General features: G+C 34.4%; 17 protein-coding genes. All 17 read left to right on the plus strand.

The genetic code is table 11. The features are described 5' to 3' along the window. Window positions 1-257: 257 nt before the first annotated feature. The 17 genes from PL77_RS19845 (at window position 258) to PL77_RS19925 (ending at window position 19418) form a co-directional block, all read left to right on the plus strand. On the plus strand, window positions 258-1202 hold the full coding sequence (locus PL77_RS19845) for an MlaD family protein (protein WP_044209306.1): 945 nt from the start codon (window positions 258-260) through the stop codon (window positions 1200-1202). Between the two features lie 45 nt (window positions 1203-1247). Further along, complete coding sequence (locus tag PL77_RS19850; RefSeq protein ID WP_044209308.1) at window positions 1248-1877, plus strand: hypothetical protein; 630 nt, start codon at window positions 1248-1250, stop codon at window positions 1875-1877. Window positions 1878-2022: 145 nt separating this feature from the next. After that, a complete protein-coding gene (locus PL77_RS19855) occupies window positions 2023-2445 on the plus strand; it encodes a Fur family transcriptional regulator (RefSeq protein ID WP_044209311.1) in 423 nt (140 codons plus the stop codon). Window positions 2446-2612: 167 nt separating this feature from the next. Further along, window positions 2613-3140 (plus strand): RNA polymerase sigma factor, encoded by a 528-nt coding sequence (locus tag PL77_RS19860; protein WP_044209314.1) that lies wholly within the window; start codon window positions 2613-2615, stop codon window positions 3138-3140. A gap of 12 nt (window positions 3141-3152) precedes the next feature. Next, on the plus strand, window positions 3153-3932 hold the full coding sequence (locus PL77_RS19865; RefSeq protein ID WP_044209316.1) for a hypothetical protein: 780 nt from the start codon (window positions 3153-3155) through the stop codon (window positions 3930-3932). Further along, a complete protein-coding gene (locus PL77_RS19870; protein ID WP_044209319.1) occupies window positions 3904-4917 on the plus strand; it encodes a DUF4097 family beta strand repeat-containing protein in 1014 nt (337 codons plus the stop codon). The genes PL77_RS19865 and PL77_RS19870 overlap by 29 nt, the downstream gene beginning before the upstream one ends. A 307-nt stretch (window positions 4918-5224) precedes the next feature. Continuing rightward, a complete protein-coding gene (locus PL77_RS19875) occupies window positions 5225-6205 on the plus strand; it encodes an outer membrane protein assembly factor BamD (protein ID WP_052444583.1) in 981 nt (326 codons plus the stop codon). 190 nt (window positions 6206-6395) lie between these two features. After that, window positions 6396-8693: a peptidylprolyl isomerase gene (locus PL77_RS19880; RefSeq protein WP_044209321.1), complete on the plus strand. Its 2298-nt coding sequence runs from the start codon at window positions 6396-6398 to the stop codon at window positions 8691-8693. A 147-nt stretch (window positions 8694-8840) separates the two neighbouring features. Then, complete coding sequence (locus PL77_RS19885; protein WP_044209323.1) at window positions 8841-9530, plus strand: response regulator transcription factor; 690 nt, start codon at window positions 8841-8843, stop codon at window positions 9528-9530. Window positions 9531-9633: 103 nt separating this feature from the next. Next, window positions 9634-10701 carry a cell wall metabolism sensor histidine kinase WalK gene (locus PL77_RS19890; protein ID WP_044209325.1) on the plus strand — a complete coding sequence of 356 codons (1068 nt, stop codon included), beginning with the start codon at window positions 9634-9636 and terminating at the stop codon, window positions 10699-10701. Continuing rightward, window positions 10682-11398, plus strand: coding sequence for an RluA family pseudouridine synthase (locus tag PL77_RS19895; RefSeq protein ID WP_044209328.1), 717 nt, complete (start codon window positions 10682-10684; stop codon window positions 11396-11398). The genes PL77_RS19890 and PL77_RS19895 overlap by 20 nt, the downstream gene beginning before the upstream one ends. Before the next feature lies 1 nt (window position 11399). Continuing rightward, the gene (locus tag PL77_RS19900) at window positions 11400-11885 is read left to right on the plus strand and encodes a PaaI family thioesterase (protein WP_044209332.1); all 486 of its coding nucleotides are present in this window, start codon (window positions 11400-11402) and stop codon (window positions 11883-11885) included. An 18-nt stretch (window positions 11886-11903) separates the two neighbouring features. Next, complete coding sequence (locus tag PL77_RS19905) at window positions 11904-12545, plus strand: O-methyltransferase (RefSeq protein ID WP_044209334.1); 642 nt, start codon at window positions 11904-11906, stop codon at window positions 12543-12545. Window positions 12546-12781: 236 nt separating this feature from the next. Continuing rightward, the gene (locus PL77_RS19910; RefSeq protein ID WP_044209337.1) at window positions 12782-14809 is read left to right on the plus strand and encodes a LysM peptidoglycan-binding domain-containing protein; all 2028 of its coding nucleotides are present in this window, start codon (window positions 12782-12784) and stop codon (window positions 14807-14809) included. Between the two features lie 220 nt (window positions 14810-15029). Then, entirely contained in the window at window positions 15030-16994 is a 1965-nt protein-coding gene (locus tag PL77_RS19915; RefSeq protein WP_156152451.1) for a hypothetical protein, read from the plus strand. Between the two features lie 240 nt (window positions 16995-17234). Continuing rightward, entirely contained in the window at window positions 17235-18065 is an 831-nt protein-coding gene (locus PL77_RS19920; protein ID WP_052444584.1) for a hypothetical protein, read from the plus strand. A 288-nt stretch (window positions 18066-18353) separates the two neighbouring features. Beyond that, complete coding sequence (locus PL77_RS19925) at window positions 18354-19418, plus strand: hypothetical protein (RefSeq protein WP_044209343.1); 1065 nt, start codon at window positions 18354-18356, stop codon at window positions 19416-19418. The last annotated feature ends 270 nt before the right edge of the window (window positions 19419-19688 follow it).

Here is a 19688-nt window from a genome sequence, read left to right on the forward strand (position 1 = left end):
AAAGCTCCGGTTAGACCAAACAATAGGTTTTGCAAAAAATTAAGTATATCTATTTTTTTGAACAAAGTACGAATCATGTATCAGATGACATTATATGAAAGTCATATTTGACAAATTTAAGCTATTATTTCGAGTCTTCATTATCAAAAATGGAAAGAAATATAGAATAAATGATATTCTTTGATAAATTTGAGATGTCATAATTAAGCTGCAAGCTACATTAGAACAAATAAGATTTCAAATCAAATATTATAATTGTGTCCACAATCAAAGTTGAATTTTCACACGAAGTAAAAGTAGGTATTTTCGCAACTATCTCGGCCTTCGTGCTTTACTTCGGTTATAACTTCTTAAAAGGGATCGACATTTTTTCAAACCAAAATACTTTTTATGTCGAATACCCAAGTGCCGCAGACCTTCAAGTCTCTAATAATGTCACCATAAACGGCTACATAGTTGGAAGAGTCTCGAGCATGGAGCTATTACAAAACCAAAATAATATGGTGAGAGTGTCTTTAGATATCAATGAAGACATTAAAGTTTACAAAAATACTGTTGCCGTAATTGCTGACAAAGGTATGTTAGGCGACAAACAGGTTATACTAAAGGGTACTGGAACTGGTGAACTCGCCACTCCTGAAAGTACAATTGCAGGTGGTGTTGAAAATGGTATGGTGGCTTCTATTGTTGAAAAAATGGACCCACTTTTTGCCAATTTAGAGGCTACTCTTGATACTGCCAAGCAGATGATGTCTCAATTTAGAACAGCAGGCGTCACTGCTGATGCCACTTTGGCCTCTGCCAATTCTATTATGAAAAAAGTAGACAATGGAGGTTTGGACAAGACTTTAGCCAACTTACAGGTCATGTCAAGCGAATTCGCATCAGCTTCTAAGCAATTGGAACCTATTTTAGTAAAAATGGATCACCTTGCTGATTCTTTAAATGATGCTCCTTTAGCTCAAACTGTAAAAGAGGCACAACAACTTTTAGCTTCAGCCAACAAGACCTTAGAAAACGTTAATAATCCAAATGGTACTGTAGGTGCTTTACTAACAGAAAGAGAACTTCATGATCAATTGGTCAAAACAATGGCTGATTTAGATTCTTTATTCATCGATTTCCAAGCACACCCAAAGAGATATGTACACTTCTCTGTTTTTGGAAAGAAAGACAAAGCACCTAAAGAAAAGAAAAAATAGATATACGTATTTTGTACTAACAAAAAATTAAACGACAATATATAAATGATTACAGGTAGTGAATTAATTACGCTCGTTAGAGACGCGGATTTCTTTAATGAAATGCAAGCACTTAAGAAAGACTTCTTAAAAGTGGACCCTGCATTTATGGATCTAAGTGATGATGATTTTATTTCGATCATCTTGATCACGCCATCCATTGGTATTGCACTAGCCAACGGCAGTGTAAGCCACTATGAGGAAATCACTTTAAGAAGAAAAGCTCGTAAGCTGTCAAGAAGAAGTTTCTTCCAAAAGAACGACCCTCTTGCTCCTGCGTTAAAGTACCTTTCTTACAACTTCTCTGAATGGGAAAATCGTTTTTACAAATTGATCAAAATTACAATGCACTCTTCTTTAAAAGAGAACAATGTTGTTTTGGAAACGCTTAAAAACCCTAACTCATTAACAGGTGATCTTAAAAGAGATATTCTGAATGCCCCATTTATCTTTGTCAAGTTCATTTCTTTCTTATTTATGGAAGAAGATGATGACTTATTAAATGAAAGAGCAATCACAGAAGTAGAGTTAGAAAAAATTAAAGAAATTGGTACTGCATTAGAAATTGATAATGTACCCATCTTTCATGCTTTCTGCGAATCATTCGTTGTTAGGTCAGGTTCTGTAATTGACTAAATTAAAGTTCTTGAACTAAAAAAACGGCCTTACTATCCTTCGAAAATGAAGAGTAGTAAGGCTTTTTTTGTTATTTATATACATAAAATGAAAAAATTTTGAAATCTGAATATGTATTTCATACGCGATAAATTAATTTTGCAGTATGAGTACACAAGCCATAGAAATATTAAACAACTACAAACTGCGTAGAACAAACGGAAGGATAAGTATTATTGATATCTTCATGAACAGCAATGTTGCTTTAAGTGAAAATATCATTGAAGAGAAACTGATTGGCCTGTGCGATCGTGCGACTATTTACCGTACACTCAAAACATTTATTGATAAAGGAATTATCCACCGAGTAATTGATGAGACTTCTATAGTGAAATACGCTATATGTAATACCGACCACTGCACAAGTACTGAACATAATCACGAGCACATACATTTTAAATGTCAAGTTTGTGGTGATACTGAGTGCATGGATGACTTGCCAATTGTTCCGGTAAAATTACCTGAAGGATATACTGCAAAGGAGACCAACTATTTGATTGTGGGTATTTGCAAAAATTGTAAAGAGTAATACTTAATTTGATATTACTTTGATTTACTCCTCTTCGTCAACACTTACTTCATTTTTAATTTGTAATAAAATTTTAATCACTGCTTTAAAATAATTTGCTACTTTTTTAATTTCTCATGCAACCCTAGGTATCTTATGCTGTCTTTAAGGTAAACAAAGAAAAAATTATGACAGCGATAATAGAAAGATGCAAAGAGGGCGATAGAAAAGCTCAATTTGAACTCTATCAACAATATTCGAAGGCAATGTACAATATATGTGTTCGCATCATCAATAATCTTGAAGAGGCCGAAGACATACTACAAGAGGCATTTTTAAGTGCTTTTCGGAACCTTGATCAGTTCAAAGGTACTTCTTCATTTGGCTCATGGCTCAAAAGGATTGTAGTCAATCACTCCATTAATCACGTAAAAAAGAGACGTCTTGAACTTGTAGAAATGGAAGAAGGTCGAATTCCAGAGCAAATCGAAAATGATGGTGAACAGGATATTGATTTGATATTGAATATTGATAGAATTCGCGAGGCTATTCAACTCTTACCCGACGGTTATCGTATTGTTTTTTCTTTGTATTTGTTAGAAGGATATGACCATAAGGAGATATCTCAAATTTTAAATATCAGTGAATCTGCTTCTAAATCTCAATACAGCAGAGCTAAAAAGAAACTGAAAGAAATTTTAAAAGTATCACTCTAAATTCTCTTAACGATGGATAAAATTGAAAAGTTCATCCTGGAAAACAGAGGAAAGTTAGATGTCTTAACGCCCTCTGAAGGATGTGATCAAAGATTTAAAGAAATATTAAACGACAACCTTGAAAGAGAAGTTGTTCGTTCAAGATCCGATATAAAAGACCACCTTGAACCTTCTGATGAAGTGTGGACAAGAATTGAAAAGGAACTCTATGATGAACCTCTTCAAGAACACTTGATTGACGACGTCATTGAAAATTCATCATTTGATAAGTTTGACGCTCCAAAAGGACTTTGGGACAAAATTGAAAACGAATTGGAGAAGGATGAGGAGGGCCAGAAAACTGCCACAAAGGAAGTAAAATTACAATTCAGTAAACAATGGCTTTCAATCGCTGCAATTTTGATCATTGGTGTCGGTATCGGATGGTTTGGCAACAGCAATTTTAATTCGGGTAAAAATACGATTAATGTTCAACCTCAAAACGAAGAATGGGAACAAGCAGAAGATTATTACATGACGCTTATTTCCAATAAAAAAACACAAATCACTGCTTTAGATTTTGAAGATGTGAAGCTTTTGGATGATTTTAATGTACAATTAAAACACCTGCAAAAGAACTACAAAGCACTCAAAAGAGAAGCTTCTCTGAGTGCTGAACCAGCGATTGTCAGAAAACAAATGGTGATCAACTTAGAGCTTCAAATCGAGCTACTCAACAAACAAATGGAAATTATTATCAACTCTACTAAACCAAAGAGGAATCATGAAAACAAAAAGCAATATAATATATAGTACATTTTTTATTTTCTTCTTAACGATCTCATTAGGTTTTGCTCAGCATCCTAATTTAAAAGAGAAAATAACAACAGAGACCTTCAATAAGATTGATAAAACATCTTTGATCAGTATTGAAAACAAGTTTGGAGATATCATTTTAGAAACTTCACCTAGTCAAAAAAATGTAGTGGTAGAAGCAAAAGTCCAAGCATGGCATACTTCAGAAAAAAAGGCAATTACCTTATTGGATGAAATTAGAATCGTCAACCAATCTTCTGGAAATAATGTAAAATTTGAGACCATCGTACCAAGTTCTACAAACATCAATAATAAGAAAGGGTTTAAAATCATCTATACTATCACTGCACCTCAAGATATTAATATCGACTTTTACAATAAATATGGCTCAATTACTACCGAGTCCATTGACGGCACTTCAGTACTTGAGGTAGCGTATGGTTCATTGAAAACAAAGGACTTGAATGGCCCTTCCAATGAGATAAAAATCAGTTATGGTAGTGGCGATATTGATTTTATTGAAAAAGGCGAAATCAGATCTAGGTACCTTGGCAAATTAAATATTGGACAAGCGAATAAATTGGAAATTGACGACAAGTATGGAAATATCAATATCGGTACGGCAGGATCAATCGAAGGAGAAAGTGCTTATTCAAACTTCGAAGTCAATACTCTGAGAAAATCTCTGAATTACGAATCAGACTATGGCAGTATAAAAGTCAATGAAGTGGCTAGTTCTTTTAATGAAATCAATGCAGATGCCGCTTATGGATCCATCAAAATTGGTTTTGACGAAGATACTCCTTTCCAGTTCAATGCAGAAACTCGATATGGCAGTTTTAAAAACAATGCCGAAGGAGTAGAAATCTACAAGTCCATAGAACGCAATACTTCATCTGAATACGAAGGGTATAGAATTAGAAAAGATTCTGGCAAAAAAATCTATGTCAAATCAGCTTACGGAAGTATTAAATTCAACTAAAATCAAAAAATAATTTTATCGCTAAGACCTCCTTTTGCACAAAAAGGGGGTCTTTGTTTTTAGCAATGACCTAATGCAGATTAAGTGTACTTTTAAAATCAAGAGTGTATTACCTCACTTTTTTCATGCACTTATTTTTGACTAGGTACTTATTCTGTTATTTTTACGCTAAATTTTTATTGGATACAAAAAAATATGAATTGTGCCAAAATTTTAATTCTCCCTAAATCAATAGATTACAAACTTTTTAGAGACAAAGCCATGCTTTCCTTTTTATTTAAGGGTACACAAATCTAGTTTTGCAGTTATGTTAAGAAAGAAGATCATACTAGCTTGTGCAATTTTAGGTACATTTTCCTTCTCTTGTTCTAAGTTTTCGAAAATATCAAAAAGTAGAGACATCAACGAAAAATATGATGCTGCTCTAAATTATTACGATAATAAAGACTTCTATAAAGCTTCTGTTTTATTTGAAGACATTATGGGTGCATTTGTTGGTGCAGCCGAATATGAGAAAATTCAATTTTACTATGCTTATAGTCAATATGAGCAAAAGCAATATTTGATTGCTTCTCATCACTTCAAAAGTTTCTATGAAACGTATAACCGAAGCCCGTTTGCAGAGGAGGCTTTATTTATGAACGGTTACTCTTTATACAAAGATACGCCGGACTACAACTTGGATCAGTCAGGTACTGAAACTGCTATTGAAGAGTTACAGAACTTCATCAACAGATACCCTACAAGTCAGTATGCTACTCAATGTAATGACTTGATTGATGAGCTAAGAGCTAGGTTGGAATTGAAAGCTTTTGAAATTTCAAAGCAATATTCTCACTTACGTTATTATAAAGCTGCCGCAATTGCTTATGATAACTTCATGAAAGATTTCCCTGACTCAGATTTTAAACCTGAGGTGATGTATAAGAAAATGGAAGCTGAATACGAATTGGCTAAAATTTCTGTTTTCGACAAACAACAAGAACGTTTTGAAGAGTCATTAAAAACGTACAAGAAGTTTGGCGCTCGATATTCAAATGCAAGTTCTTACGCTGATGCTACTAAGCTTAAAGTAAGCGTAGATAAGGAACTGAAAAAGCACATGCAAAAGAAAGAAGCTTGGGAAAAAGAGAAAGCTAAAATTGAAGAAGAAGCTGCTGCTGGTAAAATCTCTCAAGCAGAAGCCAAGAAATTGGAAGAACAAGGACCGAAAGAGTCTAAGAGAGAAAAGCGAAAGAGATCTAAGAATTTAGAACAAACGCAAGAAGCAGAAAGAGGAGATAAATAAATCAAATCCTTACAGAGAAGCCACCTAAATCAATTGGGTGGCTTTTTTCGTTTGAATTTTTCAGAGAAAAGAGACATATTTAAGTTCATAAACAAACTTTCTCAAGTAGTAATACATTGAACACACAACCGGCGGTTTAAATCGTCCTTCACTTTCCTACTACTTTTGTTGGAATTTTTTTAATCAAGTTATGTTAAAATACACATTAAATTTTTTCTTATTAATTACAACTTCCCTATCATTTTTTAGTTGTGCTAATTCACCATTCGGGAAGAAATCAAACTTAACCAAAGAAGAAAAAATCATCAGTATTGATGGCGACAATATATCAAAAGAAAACTTTGTCTATCTATACGAGAAAAACTATGTCAATGACAGCACCTATTATTCTCAGGAAAGCGTAGACAACTACCTTGATCTTTTCATCAAATTTAAACTAAAAGTAGCAGAAGCTGTTGCTTTAGGATATGATACTCTTCCTGATTTCCAATCAGAATACAAGATGTATTTACATCAACTAGAGGAGCCTTACCTGACCGAATCTGTATTTAATGACAGTTTAGTAAAACAAGCTTACGAAAGACAAAAAATTGAGGTCAATGCTTCTCACCTTTTAATAAAGTTAGAAGAAGGTGCATCTCCTGAGGATACATTAGCCGCCTACAATAAAGTTTTATCCATCAAAAAAGAACTTCAAGAAGGAAAAGACTTTGAAGAGTTGGCTTTTCAATATTCTGAAGATCCTTCTGCAAAAAGAAATAAAGGTAACTTAGGCTATTTTACTTCTTTACAAATGGTCTACCCTTTTGAAGAGGCTGCTTTCAACACGGAAATTGATAGTGTTTCTGATATAATCAAAACACGTTTTGGATACCATCTATTAAAAGTAAATGATAAGAGAGAACGCTTTGGAAACCTACAAGTTCAACATATCATGATCAATAGTGGTCCAAGAGATACAAAGGAGAAACAGGAAATTGCGAAGCAAAAAGTATTTAGTATTTATGACAGCTTACAAAATGGTGGCGATTGGAATGCATTGTGTACAAATTTCTCAGATGACAAAAGATCATCACAAAATAATGGTATTCTTCCTCCGGTAAGTGAAGTACGCTTCCCTCCTCAATTCTTAGAAGGTGTGAGTTCTTTGCAGAAAGTTGGTGAAATTGCCCAGCCGGTGAAAACTGATTTTGGATGGCATATTATCCGTTTATACAAAAAAGAGCCTGTTGCCCCTTATGAAACAATGTACCCTGGCTTGGTGACAAAAGTAAAAAGAGATAGTAGATCACAAACCAGTAGAAAAGATTTTATTAAGAAACTGAAAAAAGACAATAGCTACACTGTTATTGACGAACATAAGACACTTGCGTATTCTTTAGTAGACAGTAGTTATTTAACGAATGAGTGGAAAAAATCGGAAGAGATTGACATTAAAACCTTAAAGAAGAAAGTTTTCACACTTAAAGGAAAAGATGTTACGGTCAATGATTTCTTAGACTACCTTGTTGAACATGAAAAGACTTCTAAAAATGATGATTTAGAAGAAGTTTTAGAAGATCATTTTAACAAATACTCTGAGTTGGTATTATTGGAGGTAGAAAAAGAAAACCTTCCTGAAAAATATCCAGAGTACAAGCACTTAGCACAAGAATACCAAGACGGTCTATTATTATTTAGAGTAATGGAAGATTGTGTATGGAATAAAGCGAGTCAAGATGCGGATGCTTTGGAAGCCTATTATGAAGCGAACAAGAACAGCTACATGTGGGATACTAGAGCAGTGATGTCTATTTATAATACGGGAAGTAAGCAAATAATGGCAGAAACCATTGAGATGTTGGATTCTAACTACTATCAAGTGTATCCTTCTGATGTTTCTACTATCACTTTCAAGAAAAACAGCTCATACCTCTACAAAAGTAGACTTAGTGATATAAAGAAAAGTGCTGAAGTATTGAAGCAAGATAAATCTCTATTTGTACTCCTTAATGTAGAAGTGAACAAAGGAGAGTACAAATCCATGAAAAGTAAGCGTCTCCAAAAAATCATCAATCAATACGTTGCTAATGGCGTTTCAGAAGACAGAATCAAATCTAACTTTGAAGAAGGTGCAATTGGTGTTGTCGATGTAAAATACTACTCAACAAATACAGCTGATTTTGTACAACAAAAGAACAGTAACAACAACCTTTCTGTATCGTTTAAAGAAGGTACTTTTGTAAAAGATGAAATTCCACACATGGATCACCTGAAATTAGAAAAAGGAAGATATACTTTTGAAGAGAGCAATAGATTCTTCATCGTTGAGATTAAAGATATCTTAGCTCCAAGTGTAAAATCATTGGACGAGTGTAAAGGGAGCGTTATTGCCAATTATCAAGAATACCTTGAGAAAAACTGGGTAAAAGAGTTATATCACAAGCACAATGTTGTGATTGATTCTATGCAGTTAAATTCGCTCTACCAAAAAGAACAAAGCATATAATACTCATTCTTTGAATTTAATGTTAACAAACAGTAAATAGATTACAAGTATATCCCTCCGGATGACCTTATTTCTTTGAAGAATGAACTTTCCACTCTAAATTAGAGCTAAATTCAGATTATAAATTAACATCAATTTCAAATTAAAATGGCAGCAGATCTCGAAAGAAAAATTCTTGTGGTGGACGATGAGCCGGATATTGTAGAGATTTTAAGTTACAACTTACAAAAAGAAGGGTACAACGTGAAGACCGCTAACGACGGAAAGCAAGCGGTTGGTGTAGCCAAGGAGTTTCACCCTGAACTGATCATTTTAGATATTATGATGCCAGTGATGGATGGTGTGGAAGCGTGTAGACAGATCAAAGAGAATCCTGAATTATCAGATGCTCATGTGATCTTCTTAACAGCACGTGCGGAGGAGTATTCAGAAGTAGCTGCATTTGATGTTGGTGCTGACGATTATATCGTGAAACCCGTAAAGCCAAGAGCTTTAATGAAGAGAATTGAGTCTATTTTCAAAAGAAAGAATAAATCTTCTTCTAAGAAAAAAGATGTCATCAATATTGATAAATTCTCTATCGATAAGTCAAGCTATACCTTGTACATCGACGGTGAAGCAAAAACACTTCCTAAGAAAGAGTTTGAATTGCTTTACTTCTTAGCAGAAAGTCCAAATAAAGTCTTTAATAGAGATGATCTATTGAGAAACATTTGGGGTACTGATGTGTATGTATTAGCAAGAACTGTTGATGTTCACATCAGAAGAGTGAGAGAAAAAATTGGAGAAGGATATATCAAAACTGTAAAAGGGGTTGGTTATAAATTTGAAATTTAGGAAAATTCATTTTCCCTATAATCCTACTCTAAATCATACTAATAAATCAAAAAACCTCATTACCTTTCTTAGGTCATGAGGTTTTATTTTCCAACATCATTTTATGTTTTTCAACGCCAGATCAGTTTCATTATTACTAGCCCTTTGTATTGGAGGTATTACTGGTGCCTTTCTTTCCATTACAACAGGTATTGAACATACAGGTATTTTGGTGGGAATGCTCATTTCATTCTCCTCCTCTTTCCTACTGACCTATTTTGTATTAGAATTCATCTTCTTTAAGGAGGTAGGTAATATCCATCGACAAATTCATGAATTAAGAAATAAACAGATCTCCTCTCCTGACACATTTAATTTAATGCAGAAAGAAAAGAATCCTATTTCTGGCATTAAGTCGCAGATTAAGAATTATGCTGAGATGAAGGAAGAGGAAATTGCTCAGTTGAAGCAAATGGAGGAATACAGAAAGGAATTCCTCGCTAACATTTCACATGAACTAAAAACACCGATTTTTGCTACCCAAGGTTTTATCCTAACCCTCTTAGATGGAGCAGTAGATGATAAAAAGGTGAGAGATCGTTTCCTGAAAAAAGCTGCTAAATCACTCAACTCATTAAACATTTTAGTAGAAGATCTTTTGACTGTTTCCAAGATAGAAGCTGGAGAGATTTCTATGGAATTTGAAGAGTTTGATCTGCAAGTGATGATCGTTGATGTATTAGAACAAGTAGAGCAAAAAGCAGAAAAGAAAAATATTCTTGTTACTTTAGAGGCTCCAAATGATGATCCTATCTATGTTGATGCTGATTACAACCGTCTAAAACAGGTGGTAATCAACTTAGTTGTTAACGGAATTAAGTATAATAACAAAAATGGATTTGTTAAAGTAATTTTGCAGGTCAATGAAGATACGGTTACTGTATGTGTAAAAGATAATGGCATTGGCATTCCTAAAGAAGACCATAGTAGGCTCTTTGAAAGGTTCTATAGAGTTGAAAAAAGTAGAACGAAAAAACAAGGAGGATCTGGTTTGGGATTGGCCATTTGTAAGCATATTTTGGAAAGACACGATACAGTCATCACATTGGAAAGTGAAGAAGGAAAAGGCTCAGCTTTTTCTTTCGATTTAAAGTTATCCAAAGAAGTAAACAATGAAGATTCCGAATTTTAAGAAGTGGATCATTTTTGAAAATGACAATTATATTTTAGTCAATAAACCTCCTTATATATCATCATTAGAAGATAGAGATAAAACACTACCTACTGTATACCAAGAAGCCAAAAAATACGGTGGAGATACGCAGTTATGCCACCGTTTAGACAAGGAAACTTCAGGTGTGATGGCTATTGCCAAAAATCCTGAAGCCTATAGAAACCTTGCTATTCAGTTTGAAAAACGAGAAGTAGAGAAAATCTATCACGCAGTAGTTGATGGTGTAGAAAATTTTGAAGGAAACATGATTGACAGAAATATTCTTGTTTCTGGCAGAGGAAATGTGAGGATTGATATTGAAGGTAAACCTTCTCAGACCATTGTTAAAACTGAGGAAATCTATAAATTTCATTCTTTAGTGGCTTGTAAACCGCTAACAGGAAGAATGCACCAAATTCGTATTCACCTTGCGTATATTGGTTCTCCTATTATTTCTGACGAAGTTTATGGTGGTGAAAAACCCTATTTATCTGTCATTAAAGGCAGAAAATTCAACTTAAAAAACAACACAGAAGAACAGCCGTTGATGTCTCGTGTAGCACTTCATGCAAGGTCTTTAAAATTTAAAGATGTGGATGGTACTGAAATCTCAATAGAAGCAGAATATCCAAAAGATATGAGAGCTGTTATTACTCAACTTAGAAAATATAAATAATATGATTTCTCCTTATTTTCAAGATCACATGGAGGGCAATGTTTGCTTTGGGTGTGGGAAGAAAAATGATGATGGTTTACATATCAAAGGGTATTGGGAAGGAGACGAAGCACACTGTATTTGGCAAGCTGAAGAAAAATACCACGGATGGGCCAACCTCTTAAGTGGTGGTATATTATCGACTATCATAGATTGTCACTGTATGGGTACTGCTATGGCGTATGCATATAAATCAGAAGGTAGAGCATTAGACTCAAAACCTTGGTACAGATATGCAACAGGCACAATGAATATTAAATTCTTAAAACCTACTCCTATTGCTGTTCCTGTAAAACTAATTGCAAGAGTAACGGAACAAAAAGGTAAAAAAGTGGTAATGAAATGCGAAGCTTGGTCTGGCGATACCTTAACTGCTGAAGCAGATGTCATTGCAATTAGAGTTTACAACAGTGCAGATGAACAAGGTGAGAATCCTTTTATTGATTAATCAATATCCCCTATTTTAATGCTAAACATCACTCACCCTGAGATTGATAAATATATTGAGGAGGTTTCTACGGATGAAAACCCTATTTTAAAGGAGTTAGACAGAGCCACTCATTTACAAGAAAATATGCCTCACATGGTATCAGGACATCCTCAGGGATTGTTCCTGACCATGTTAGCCAAAAGTATGAATGCCAAAAATGTCCTTGAAATAGGCACATTTACAGGCTATGCAGCTATAGCATTGGCACAAGGGATGCCAGAAAATAGTCAACTACACACTATTGAAGTGGATGATGAAAAAGAAAATATCATCCGTGAGTATATAGGAAAAGCTAACCTCGATCACATCATTCATCTACATATTGGAAAAGCACTCGAAATTATTCCTTCATTAGACACTAATTTTGACATTGTGTTTATTGATGCAGACAAAATGAATAATGATGCTTATTATGAACTTTGTCTCCCACTGATTAGAGAAGGCGGTTTCTTATTGATTGACAATGTGTTATGGAAAGGAAAAGTAGTTGATGAATCTGCTAATGATAAAATGACAATGGCCATCAAGACTTTTAATGAAAAAGTTGCCTCTGATAAAAGAGTCCAAAGTTTCATTTTACCCCTAAGAGATGGTATTTTAATGGCTCAAAAATTGTAGATTTGTAAGAATATACTTATTTTTTAGTAAGAGTAATACAAAAAAATTATTTTTGCTCTAACGATTAAGTACTAGGATTTAAGAAAATGGGAGCATTAGATTGATTTTATCCTAATCAAAATAGTTTTCAACCTACTACTACAAGGTATTCAAACCGAACTGAGGTAGATTTAAACTAATCTTTTCAATCCCTATGATGTTTATCTTATAACTTACGGTGTAATTAATACCTCATTATGAAGAAAATATATACAGTTGGTTTCCTTTTGAGCGTGGGTGCAATGTTTAGCTCGTTTAATGGAATTACCTCTGAAATTAATACTAACGTTAACCCACAAAATGCCATTTATCAATCCCCGCTTCAGGAAGATAACCCTTATCCAATCATTACGAATGTTCATTCAAAAATAGTTAATGGTGAGGAAATTACTCTTGTTGACGCCAATGGCATCTCTGCTTTTATTGCTGGTAAAAATCAAAACTTGCTTTTAATTGCTACATCTCTCAATGTAGATGTAAAAAAGATATACAAATACAATGACATGGACGCCTATGATGACTTGATGGAAGGCCATGTCTATTACCTTAAATCAAAAAAGGGTAAAGCAACTACGGCTACTCATACCACGATTGATGAGAAAAACTTATGGGAAGTTTCTCAAAAATATGGTATCAAACTGAAAAGCTTAGCCAAGAAAAATAGAATGAAACCTGACGAGCCTTTAGCAAGAGGTAGAGTTTTATTCTTACAAAAAACAAGACCTAAATCTGTTCCTCCAAAGGTGATTGACATCCCTGAAGAAGTAAAAGAAGAGGTTACAGCAGATTCATCTTTAGTAGAAACAATAGCAGACCCTGCAACGGTCATCTCTATTGTGGCCAATGATAGCGTTCCTTCTTTAAATCCCAATTCTAAAACACATACAGTACAAGATGGTGAAAGTGTTTTCACAATTTCTAGAATGTACAATGTGACAATGTTGGACCTGAAAAATTGGAATAACATTGGTGATGATCTGTCTTTAGAAGAGGGACAAGTATTAATTGTTGGGAAGGAAGAAGAAAAAGTAATCAAAGAAGAAGTAGCGGCTGCTCCTGTAGAAACAAATGTAGCTACAGAACAACCTGCTATTAATGAAAGCTCTTTTGAGATTATTCCTCCTGCTGATAACGCAGCAGTAACAGTTACTCCAGCTGCAGCTGGCAATCAAGCCATCACAGTAGGAGAAGCGATTACTGTAGGTGCTGTAACAGTTGGAGCAGAGCAACCTGCAGTTGAACAGCCAGCTGTAGAACAACCCGCTTTTCAAGAGCCTGCAGCCATTGAACAACCTGCTGCTCCTGAAACTTATGTTGTGCAACAAGGAGAATTTTATTACGGAATTGCTCGTAAATTTGGCGTAACGCCTCAAAACCTTCAAGCTTGGAACAACAACAAAGCTTTAAAACCTGGTGATAAGATTTATGTATCTAATCCATCAGCCGCTAGTGGACCAGCAGCTACTTCAGGTGTATATGCCGTAAGAGGTAATACTAATATTGATGCTGAAGGACCTTATACAGGACAAATTATCGCTCACCCTACTCAAAGGGGCGAAACTGTCAAATCAATTGCGGCAACTTATGGATTGACAGAAAATGATATTTATACTCAGAATCGTGGGCGTTTAAACCCTGGAGATCAACCGAAAAATGGTATGATGCTTCAAATTCCAATTGACAAAGCCAACGGTGCTCAAAATAATTATAATCAAGTGGCAGCTGCGGCTACTCAACCTGCTGCAGAGAACTACAACGTTGCTGCTGCGGAAAAGCCATTGGAAGCACCAAATGAAACAGTGATAAATACAACTGTAATTGCAGCTCAACCTGCTACAGCAGTAGCAGCTACTCCTACTGTAAGCGAAACAGTTGATACAAATGCGACAACGCATACAGTACAAAAAGGAGAAACGTTGTTTGCTATTTCAAGAAAATACAGTATTTATCATAAAGACTTGATCAAGTGGAACAACTTACCTACAAGTGGAGCCATCAACGAAGGACAAACACTTCGCCTTACTGCTCCAGAAGAAAGTTTTGCTGAAGAATCATTTACTGAAACGGCAAGTTCTCCAGGTATTGCAGAATATCACGTAGTAGAAAAAGGTGATACACTGTTCTCTGTTTCTAGAAAATATGGTGTAACGGTTGGTTCAATCAAAGATTTGAACGGCATGACAACAAATGAAATAAAGATTGGTCAACGATTGCAAGTAAAATAGAGTCATTGAACCTTTCAACGAATAGCCTTGGTAATCTCTTTTTACCAAGGCTTTTTTTTATCATCTCTCCTACTCTAGCTCTCCATTTTTTTCGAATTGACAATAATGTGTAAATTCTTAATTTTTTTATATAAGTCATTCCTTTATAAATCCAAGACCTTTGTAAGGTAATCAAATACATATATTTCTATCATTTCAATCTAATTAAGAGATAAACGTTATGATGACCCTTTCAAAAAAACTTAGAAATCTATTTTTATTGCCTATTGTAAATTTGTTCATGATAGGTTGTGAGCAACCCATCGATCCAGTTATTGAAGATGTACAAAACACAAAATCTATACTGAATGAACATCAATGGTACTTGAATAATTTTGAGATCGTTACCAAAAGTGATGGTATAGCACCTCCCATTTTATGGCCTGCTCAAACGGACCTGCTCAAACAGGGCACCTATGATCTGGATGATATGATCTATAACTCAGATGATATGAGAGCGACCATTCATGAATTTACAGTAGATAGAGATATTATTACCACTAATAAAGAATTAGATTTTCTTTCAGATAGCATCGGTAGGTATCTCATTATTAATTCAAATAAAATTAGAATTACCAATTCAGCCATTGACCTTAATTATGACTATAAGTATGATGAGAGTTTACAACATTTCACTTTACATGTAAATGAAGAAACTGCTTCTTCGGTGATACAAAGTGCCAACGATAAGTTATTAAAATATGCAGCAAATGGTACTCCTGATAAAATTGCAGGATTAATTACCACTCTACTTTATCATAATGAAACCATCCAACGTATCATTAATGATGCTATAGTCGGTTGGATTGCTGGTAAAGGAGAATTTATTGAACATTTACCTCCAGAAGAAACTGCAGATAAAATTGCAGAAGAATTATTCAATTACCTTGAGTCATTAGGATTGGAAGAAAAACTTTCTGAGGCGATCCAAAAAGAGTTGGATAAAATCACGGATATTGACGCTGAAGAAGTGACTCAAAAAATCAGTAATGAAATTGTAAAACTAGTTCATAATAGTTTAAGCAAAGAAAAAATCTATGATCTCATTTACCCTGAAATAGACCAAATCGTTGCCTCACCTGAAGAGAGTTCTGATAAAATCACGGGAGTTATAATGACACTCATTGGTAGTATCTTATCTGAAGACAATATCAATGCAATTTCAACTAAAATATGGACTGAGTTTACAACATTAGATCAAGAAACAATTAATGATGTTGCCGATAAAATCACAACACTTGTAGAAGAACAATGGATCAATGAAAACAGCTTTTACAGTTTATTATTTCCACTTGTAGAGAAAATTGAAGATACATCGATTTTAAAAATGGGAGACCTTGCCAAAGAGGCAACTGGAAAAATTGAGGATATCATTACTCTGATCAATAATACTTTTGATGGTATTACTTTATCACCAGATTATGATGCAATGGAATCCACTTTGAAAACCGCTTTCATTGCCGCCAAACCTGTCATTTCATTGAATGGTGGAGCAGAGAAGACTACACAAGAGGTCAGTGCTTTGATCATCAATCAATTCTTGAATCATGATTTCATTCAAAACACTATTGTGAGTGGCATTAGTTCTCTTCAAGAAATTGATCATGAAAAAGCTGTTCCTGTTATCAATTCTTTGATGAGTAAAATTGGTGAGATCGCGTCTCCTGTAGTACATGATTTTATTGCTTCAAAACTACTTCTTATCATCGAAGATACAGATGCAGAATACCTATCCTTTCAAATTGCGAAAGCCATAAATGGTGCAATTACGGGAATTATAAGTGAAGAAAATCTTTATCAATTCCTATATCCTGTTGTAGATGGATTTGCAAATCTTAATACAAAATTGATTTCTGATAATATTGCCAATATGATCTTCGAATTGGACATCATCAAGGACAATATTAATCATGACAAGGTGAGTGGTTTGATACAAGACGTATTGATAGATATTCAAGAAACAGGCGTTGAAAATATCGTACAATCTTTAATTACACAAATTGCTAAAGGTGACTTATTTAAAGAAGTAATCACTGAAGATAGAGTGTCTCTTATTATTTCACTGTACCTCTACAATGCAGCGTATCAAGATGTAAAAGTTGCAAACAACTTCACATCAGCAACCATCACTTTAGAACATAAGTAAGAATACAAACAATAGTTTTTTAGTTAATACATACACATTTAAAGCCTCAATACGTATCATTGGGGCTTTTTTTATGCTTAAAGATATTTTGCAAGAAGTTTTAACTTGACCAAAATGTGCAAATCAATAAAGATTTCCTGTAACTAATCCAATCCTCAAACGCTGATATTTGTATCATGATCAAATGAGGAAGTTTCCTTTTTTATTCACCCTAATCATTTCAAAAATTGCTATATAAAAATGAAAAATTTTAAGTACGAAATTAAATCAAGAATTAAATCCATTTTAACGGTAGGTTTTATTGCTTTAGTTGGTTCAACCTCAGTTTTTGCTCAAGACAAAAGTGCTGATGAAGAAATTGCAAAAAAATTAGCCAATCCGGTAGCCAGTCTTATCAGTGCACCTTTCCAAAATAATATGGACTTTGGTATTGGTGAACACGATGGTGCCAGACATACAATGAATGTACAGCCTGTAGTCCCAATTAAACTAAGTAAAGACATTAACCTTATCACACGTATGGTATTACCAGTGGTACACCAAGACAATGTTACAGGATATGGAAATTCAGAATCTGGACTTGGCGATATGGTATTAAGTGGATTCTTTAGCCCTGCCAAAACAAAAAATGGTTTGATTTGGGGTATTGGTCCAGCGTTTTTAGTTCCTTCCGCTACTAATAAAATGTTAGGAACAGGTAAGTTTGGTTTGGGTCCAACATTCGTTGCCTTGAAACAACAAAATGCATTCACTTACGGTTTCTTAGTCAACCAAATTTGGAGTGTAGCAGGTGATGTTGCTAGAGCAGATGTAAACGAATTCTATTTTCAACCATTTGCTACATATAACTGGAAATCAGGTGCTGGTGCTTCAGCAATGATGGAGTTAACACAAAACTGGATGGATAATTCGACAACAATCTGGATTACTCCTAGTATTAGTGGCGTAGCTTCATTAGGTAAACAAAAAGTACAATTATCAGCAGGTCCAAGATTCAATGTCGCTGCTCCTGCTGCTCAAAAAGCAAAATATGGTTTTAGAGCATCCATCACTTTTATCTTCCCAGAGTAGTATATAATTTAATTACATATAGTTGCAATACACACATCAAGTACCCTCCTAAGAAGAGGGTACTTTTTTATGGTTTCATGCCAAAACAACTGTACCAAAATAAAATTCAAGAATAAACAAAACCTCTGATTAACAGCAGGTTTAATTTTGATCAAAATGTATAAATCATCAACATTTTTATGTAACTGTTTCGGTCGTCAAACTAAGATATTTGTAATGTAATCAATGAGGGAATAAGCCCAATTTGAATTTAATCCAAACATTATTCAATCATCTCTGCTACGAAACATGGAAAAGAAAATTTTACAATTTGGCCTTTTAGTTTTTACACTATTCATACTTTCAAATAATTCATATGGACAAGGTTCTGTATCCAATCTTGCCATCGATGACATCTATCAAAATTATACTGATAGTTTAAAAAGAACCGAGTATCCTTGGCATTACCCAATCATGGGTTCAAAACTTAGAAAGATGGGTTTTGATTTACCTTTCCCTAATGGATTGATGATAAATTATGCCTATTCAAAACAGGACCTAATGGTGAGTAACCTTAATGTAGGTTTAAATGCCAACAAGCTATTAAATGTTGATGGCTTTGCACGATTCAATAACGTAACCCCTCACGTTCAAGCTGTATCCGCAAGATATGATTTTTGGCTACTGCCCTTTCTAGACTTGTATGCTATTGGCGGTTATATTAAATCTGATACTGAGGTTGGTTTAGGATTACCTTTCAATGCCAATTTCACGGCAAAAAGTGAAGGTCCTTCAGTAGGTTGGGGTACTGTAGTTGCCGGTGGGTTTGGTCCTATTGTGCTTTCTGCCGATTTTACTCAAGTATATACATGGACAGGTAGTACAGACAAAGCCACCAAAACCAATGTAATCAATGCTAGAGTGGGACATATGTTCCGTTTTAGAAAAAAGCCTTACAGAAACATCGTCGCGATGGTAGGTGTTCAATACTTGGGGTTAAATAAATCAAGTGGAGGATCGGTTGATATTGAGAAATTAGTGGGTATCACGCCAGAAGGAAAGCAAAGAGTAAGTCAGAATTTAGATACTTGGTATGGACAATTAAACCCTACTGAACAACAGATTTTAGAGCCTATTTACCAAGGTGCAAGTAATTTGTTAAACAACCCAGATCCAATGACATTATACTATGAGTTTGACAAAGCTTTATACTATCCATGGAGTATGTCACTAGGTATCAATTACCAGCACAATAAAAGATACCAATTTACAGCGTTGTATTCTTTCTTAGGAAGTAGAAATCAAATTGTATTTGGTCTGAACTATAGATTTGGTTTTAAAGGTAAAAACGTACTGAAAGGAGTTACGCTATAATGAGGGAAGACCTTAAGAGGTAAGAGGGAGGAAAAGAGTCGTGGATTAGATTATTCTATTCGGCTCTTTTTCTCCTTTTTTAATTCTCTTTCCAGTTGTTTCTAAGGCTAAAAATAAAGTCTCAAACAATTATTAACAGTCTTTTTTGTCCTATTGGCATTTTGAAATGTTATATCTCAGAGTAAGTCCAAAAATTTCATGTTTGATGAATATATCCAATCGTAAATTTTTGTACCTTTGCCGCACTATAGAAATAGAAAAAATTTAGTA

It is taken from the genome of Flammeovirga sp. OC4, assembly GCF_000812565.1.
In the GTDB taxonomy this organism is placed as follows: domain Bacteria; phylum Bacteroidota; class Bacteroidia; order Cytophagales; family Flammeovirgaceae; genus Flammeovirga.

What these genes read in the sequence shown, in the direction of transcription:
- PL77_RS19850 (WP_044209308.1), top strand. Translation starts at nt 1,248, where the DNA reads ATGATTACAGGTAGTGAATTAATTACGCTCGTTAGAGACGCGGATTTC.
- PL77_RS19855 (WP_044209311.1), top strand. Translation starts at nt 2,023, where the DNA reads ATGAGTACACAAGCCATAGAAATATTAAACAACTACAAACTGCGTAGA.
- PL77_RS19860 (WP_044209314.1), top strand. Translation starts at nt 2,613, where the DNA reads ATGACAGCGATAATAGAAAGATGCAAAGAGGGCGATAGAAAAGCTCAA.
- PL77_RS19865 (WP_044209316.1), top strand. Translation starts at nt 3,153, where the DNA reads ATGGATAAAATTGAAAAGTTCATCCTGGAAAACAGAGGAAAGTTAGAT.
- PL77_RS19870 (WP_044209319.1), top strand. Translation starts at nt 3,904, where the DNA reads ATGAAAACAAAAAGCAATATAATATATAGTACATTTTTTATTTTCTTC.
- PL77_RS19875 (WP_052444583.1), top strand. Translation starts at nt 5,225, where the DNA reads ATGTTAAGAAAGAAGATCATACTAGCTTGTGCAATTTTAGGTACATTT.
- PL77_RS19880 (WP_044209321.1), top strand. Translation starts at nt 6,396, where the DNA reads ATGTTAAAATACACATTAAATTTTTTCTTATTAATTACAACTTCCCTA.
- PL77_RS19885 (WP_044209323.1), top strand. Translation starts at nt 8,841, where the DNA reads ATGGCAGCAGATCTCGAAAGAAAAATTCTTGTGGTGGACGATGAGCCG.
- PL77_RS19890 (WP_044209325.1), top strand. Translation starts at nt 9,634, where the DNA reads ATGTTTTTCAACGCCAGATCAGTTTCATTATTACTAGCCCTTTGTATT.
- PL77_RS19895 (WP_044209328.1), top strand. Translation starts at nt 10,682, where the DNA reads ATGAAGATTCCGAATTTTAAGAAGTGGATCATTTTTGAAAATGACAAT.
- PL77_RS19900 (WP_044209332.1), top strand. Translation starts at nt 11,400, where the DNA reads ATGATTTCTCCTTATTTTCAAGATCACATGGAGGGCAATGTTTGCTTT.
- PL77_RS19905 (WP_044209334.1), top strand. Translation starts at nt 11,904, where the DNA reads ATGCTAAACATCACTCACCCTGAGATTGATAAATATATTGAGGAGGTT.
- PL77_RS19910 (WP_044209337.1), top strand. Translation starts at nt 12,782, where the DNA reads ATGAAGAAAATATATACAGTTGGTTTCCTTTTGAGCGTGGGTGCAATG.
- PL77_RS19915 (WP_156152451.1), top strand. Translation starts at nt 15,030, where the DNA reads ATGATGACCCTTTCAAAAAAACTTAGAAATCTATTTTTATTGCCTATT.
- PL77_RS19920 (WP_052444584.1), top strand. Translation starts at nt 17,235, where the DNA reads ATGAAAAATTTTAAGTACGAAATTAAATCAAGAATTAAATCCATTTTA.
- PL77_RS19925 (WP_044209343.1), top strand. Translation starts at nt 18,354, where the DNA reads ATGGAAAAGAAAATTTTACAATTTGGCCTTTTAGTTTTTACACTATTC.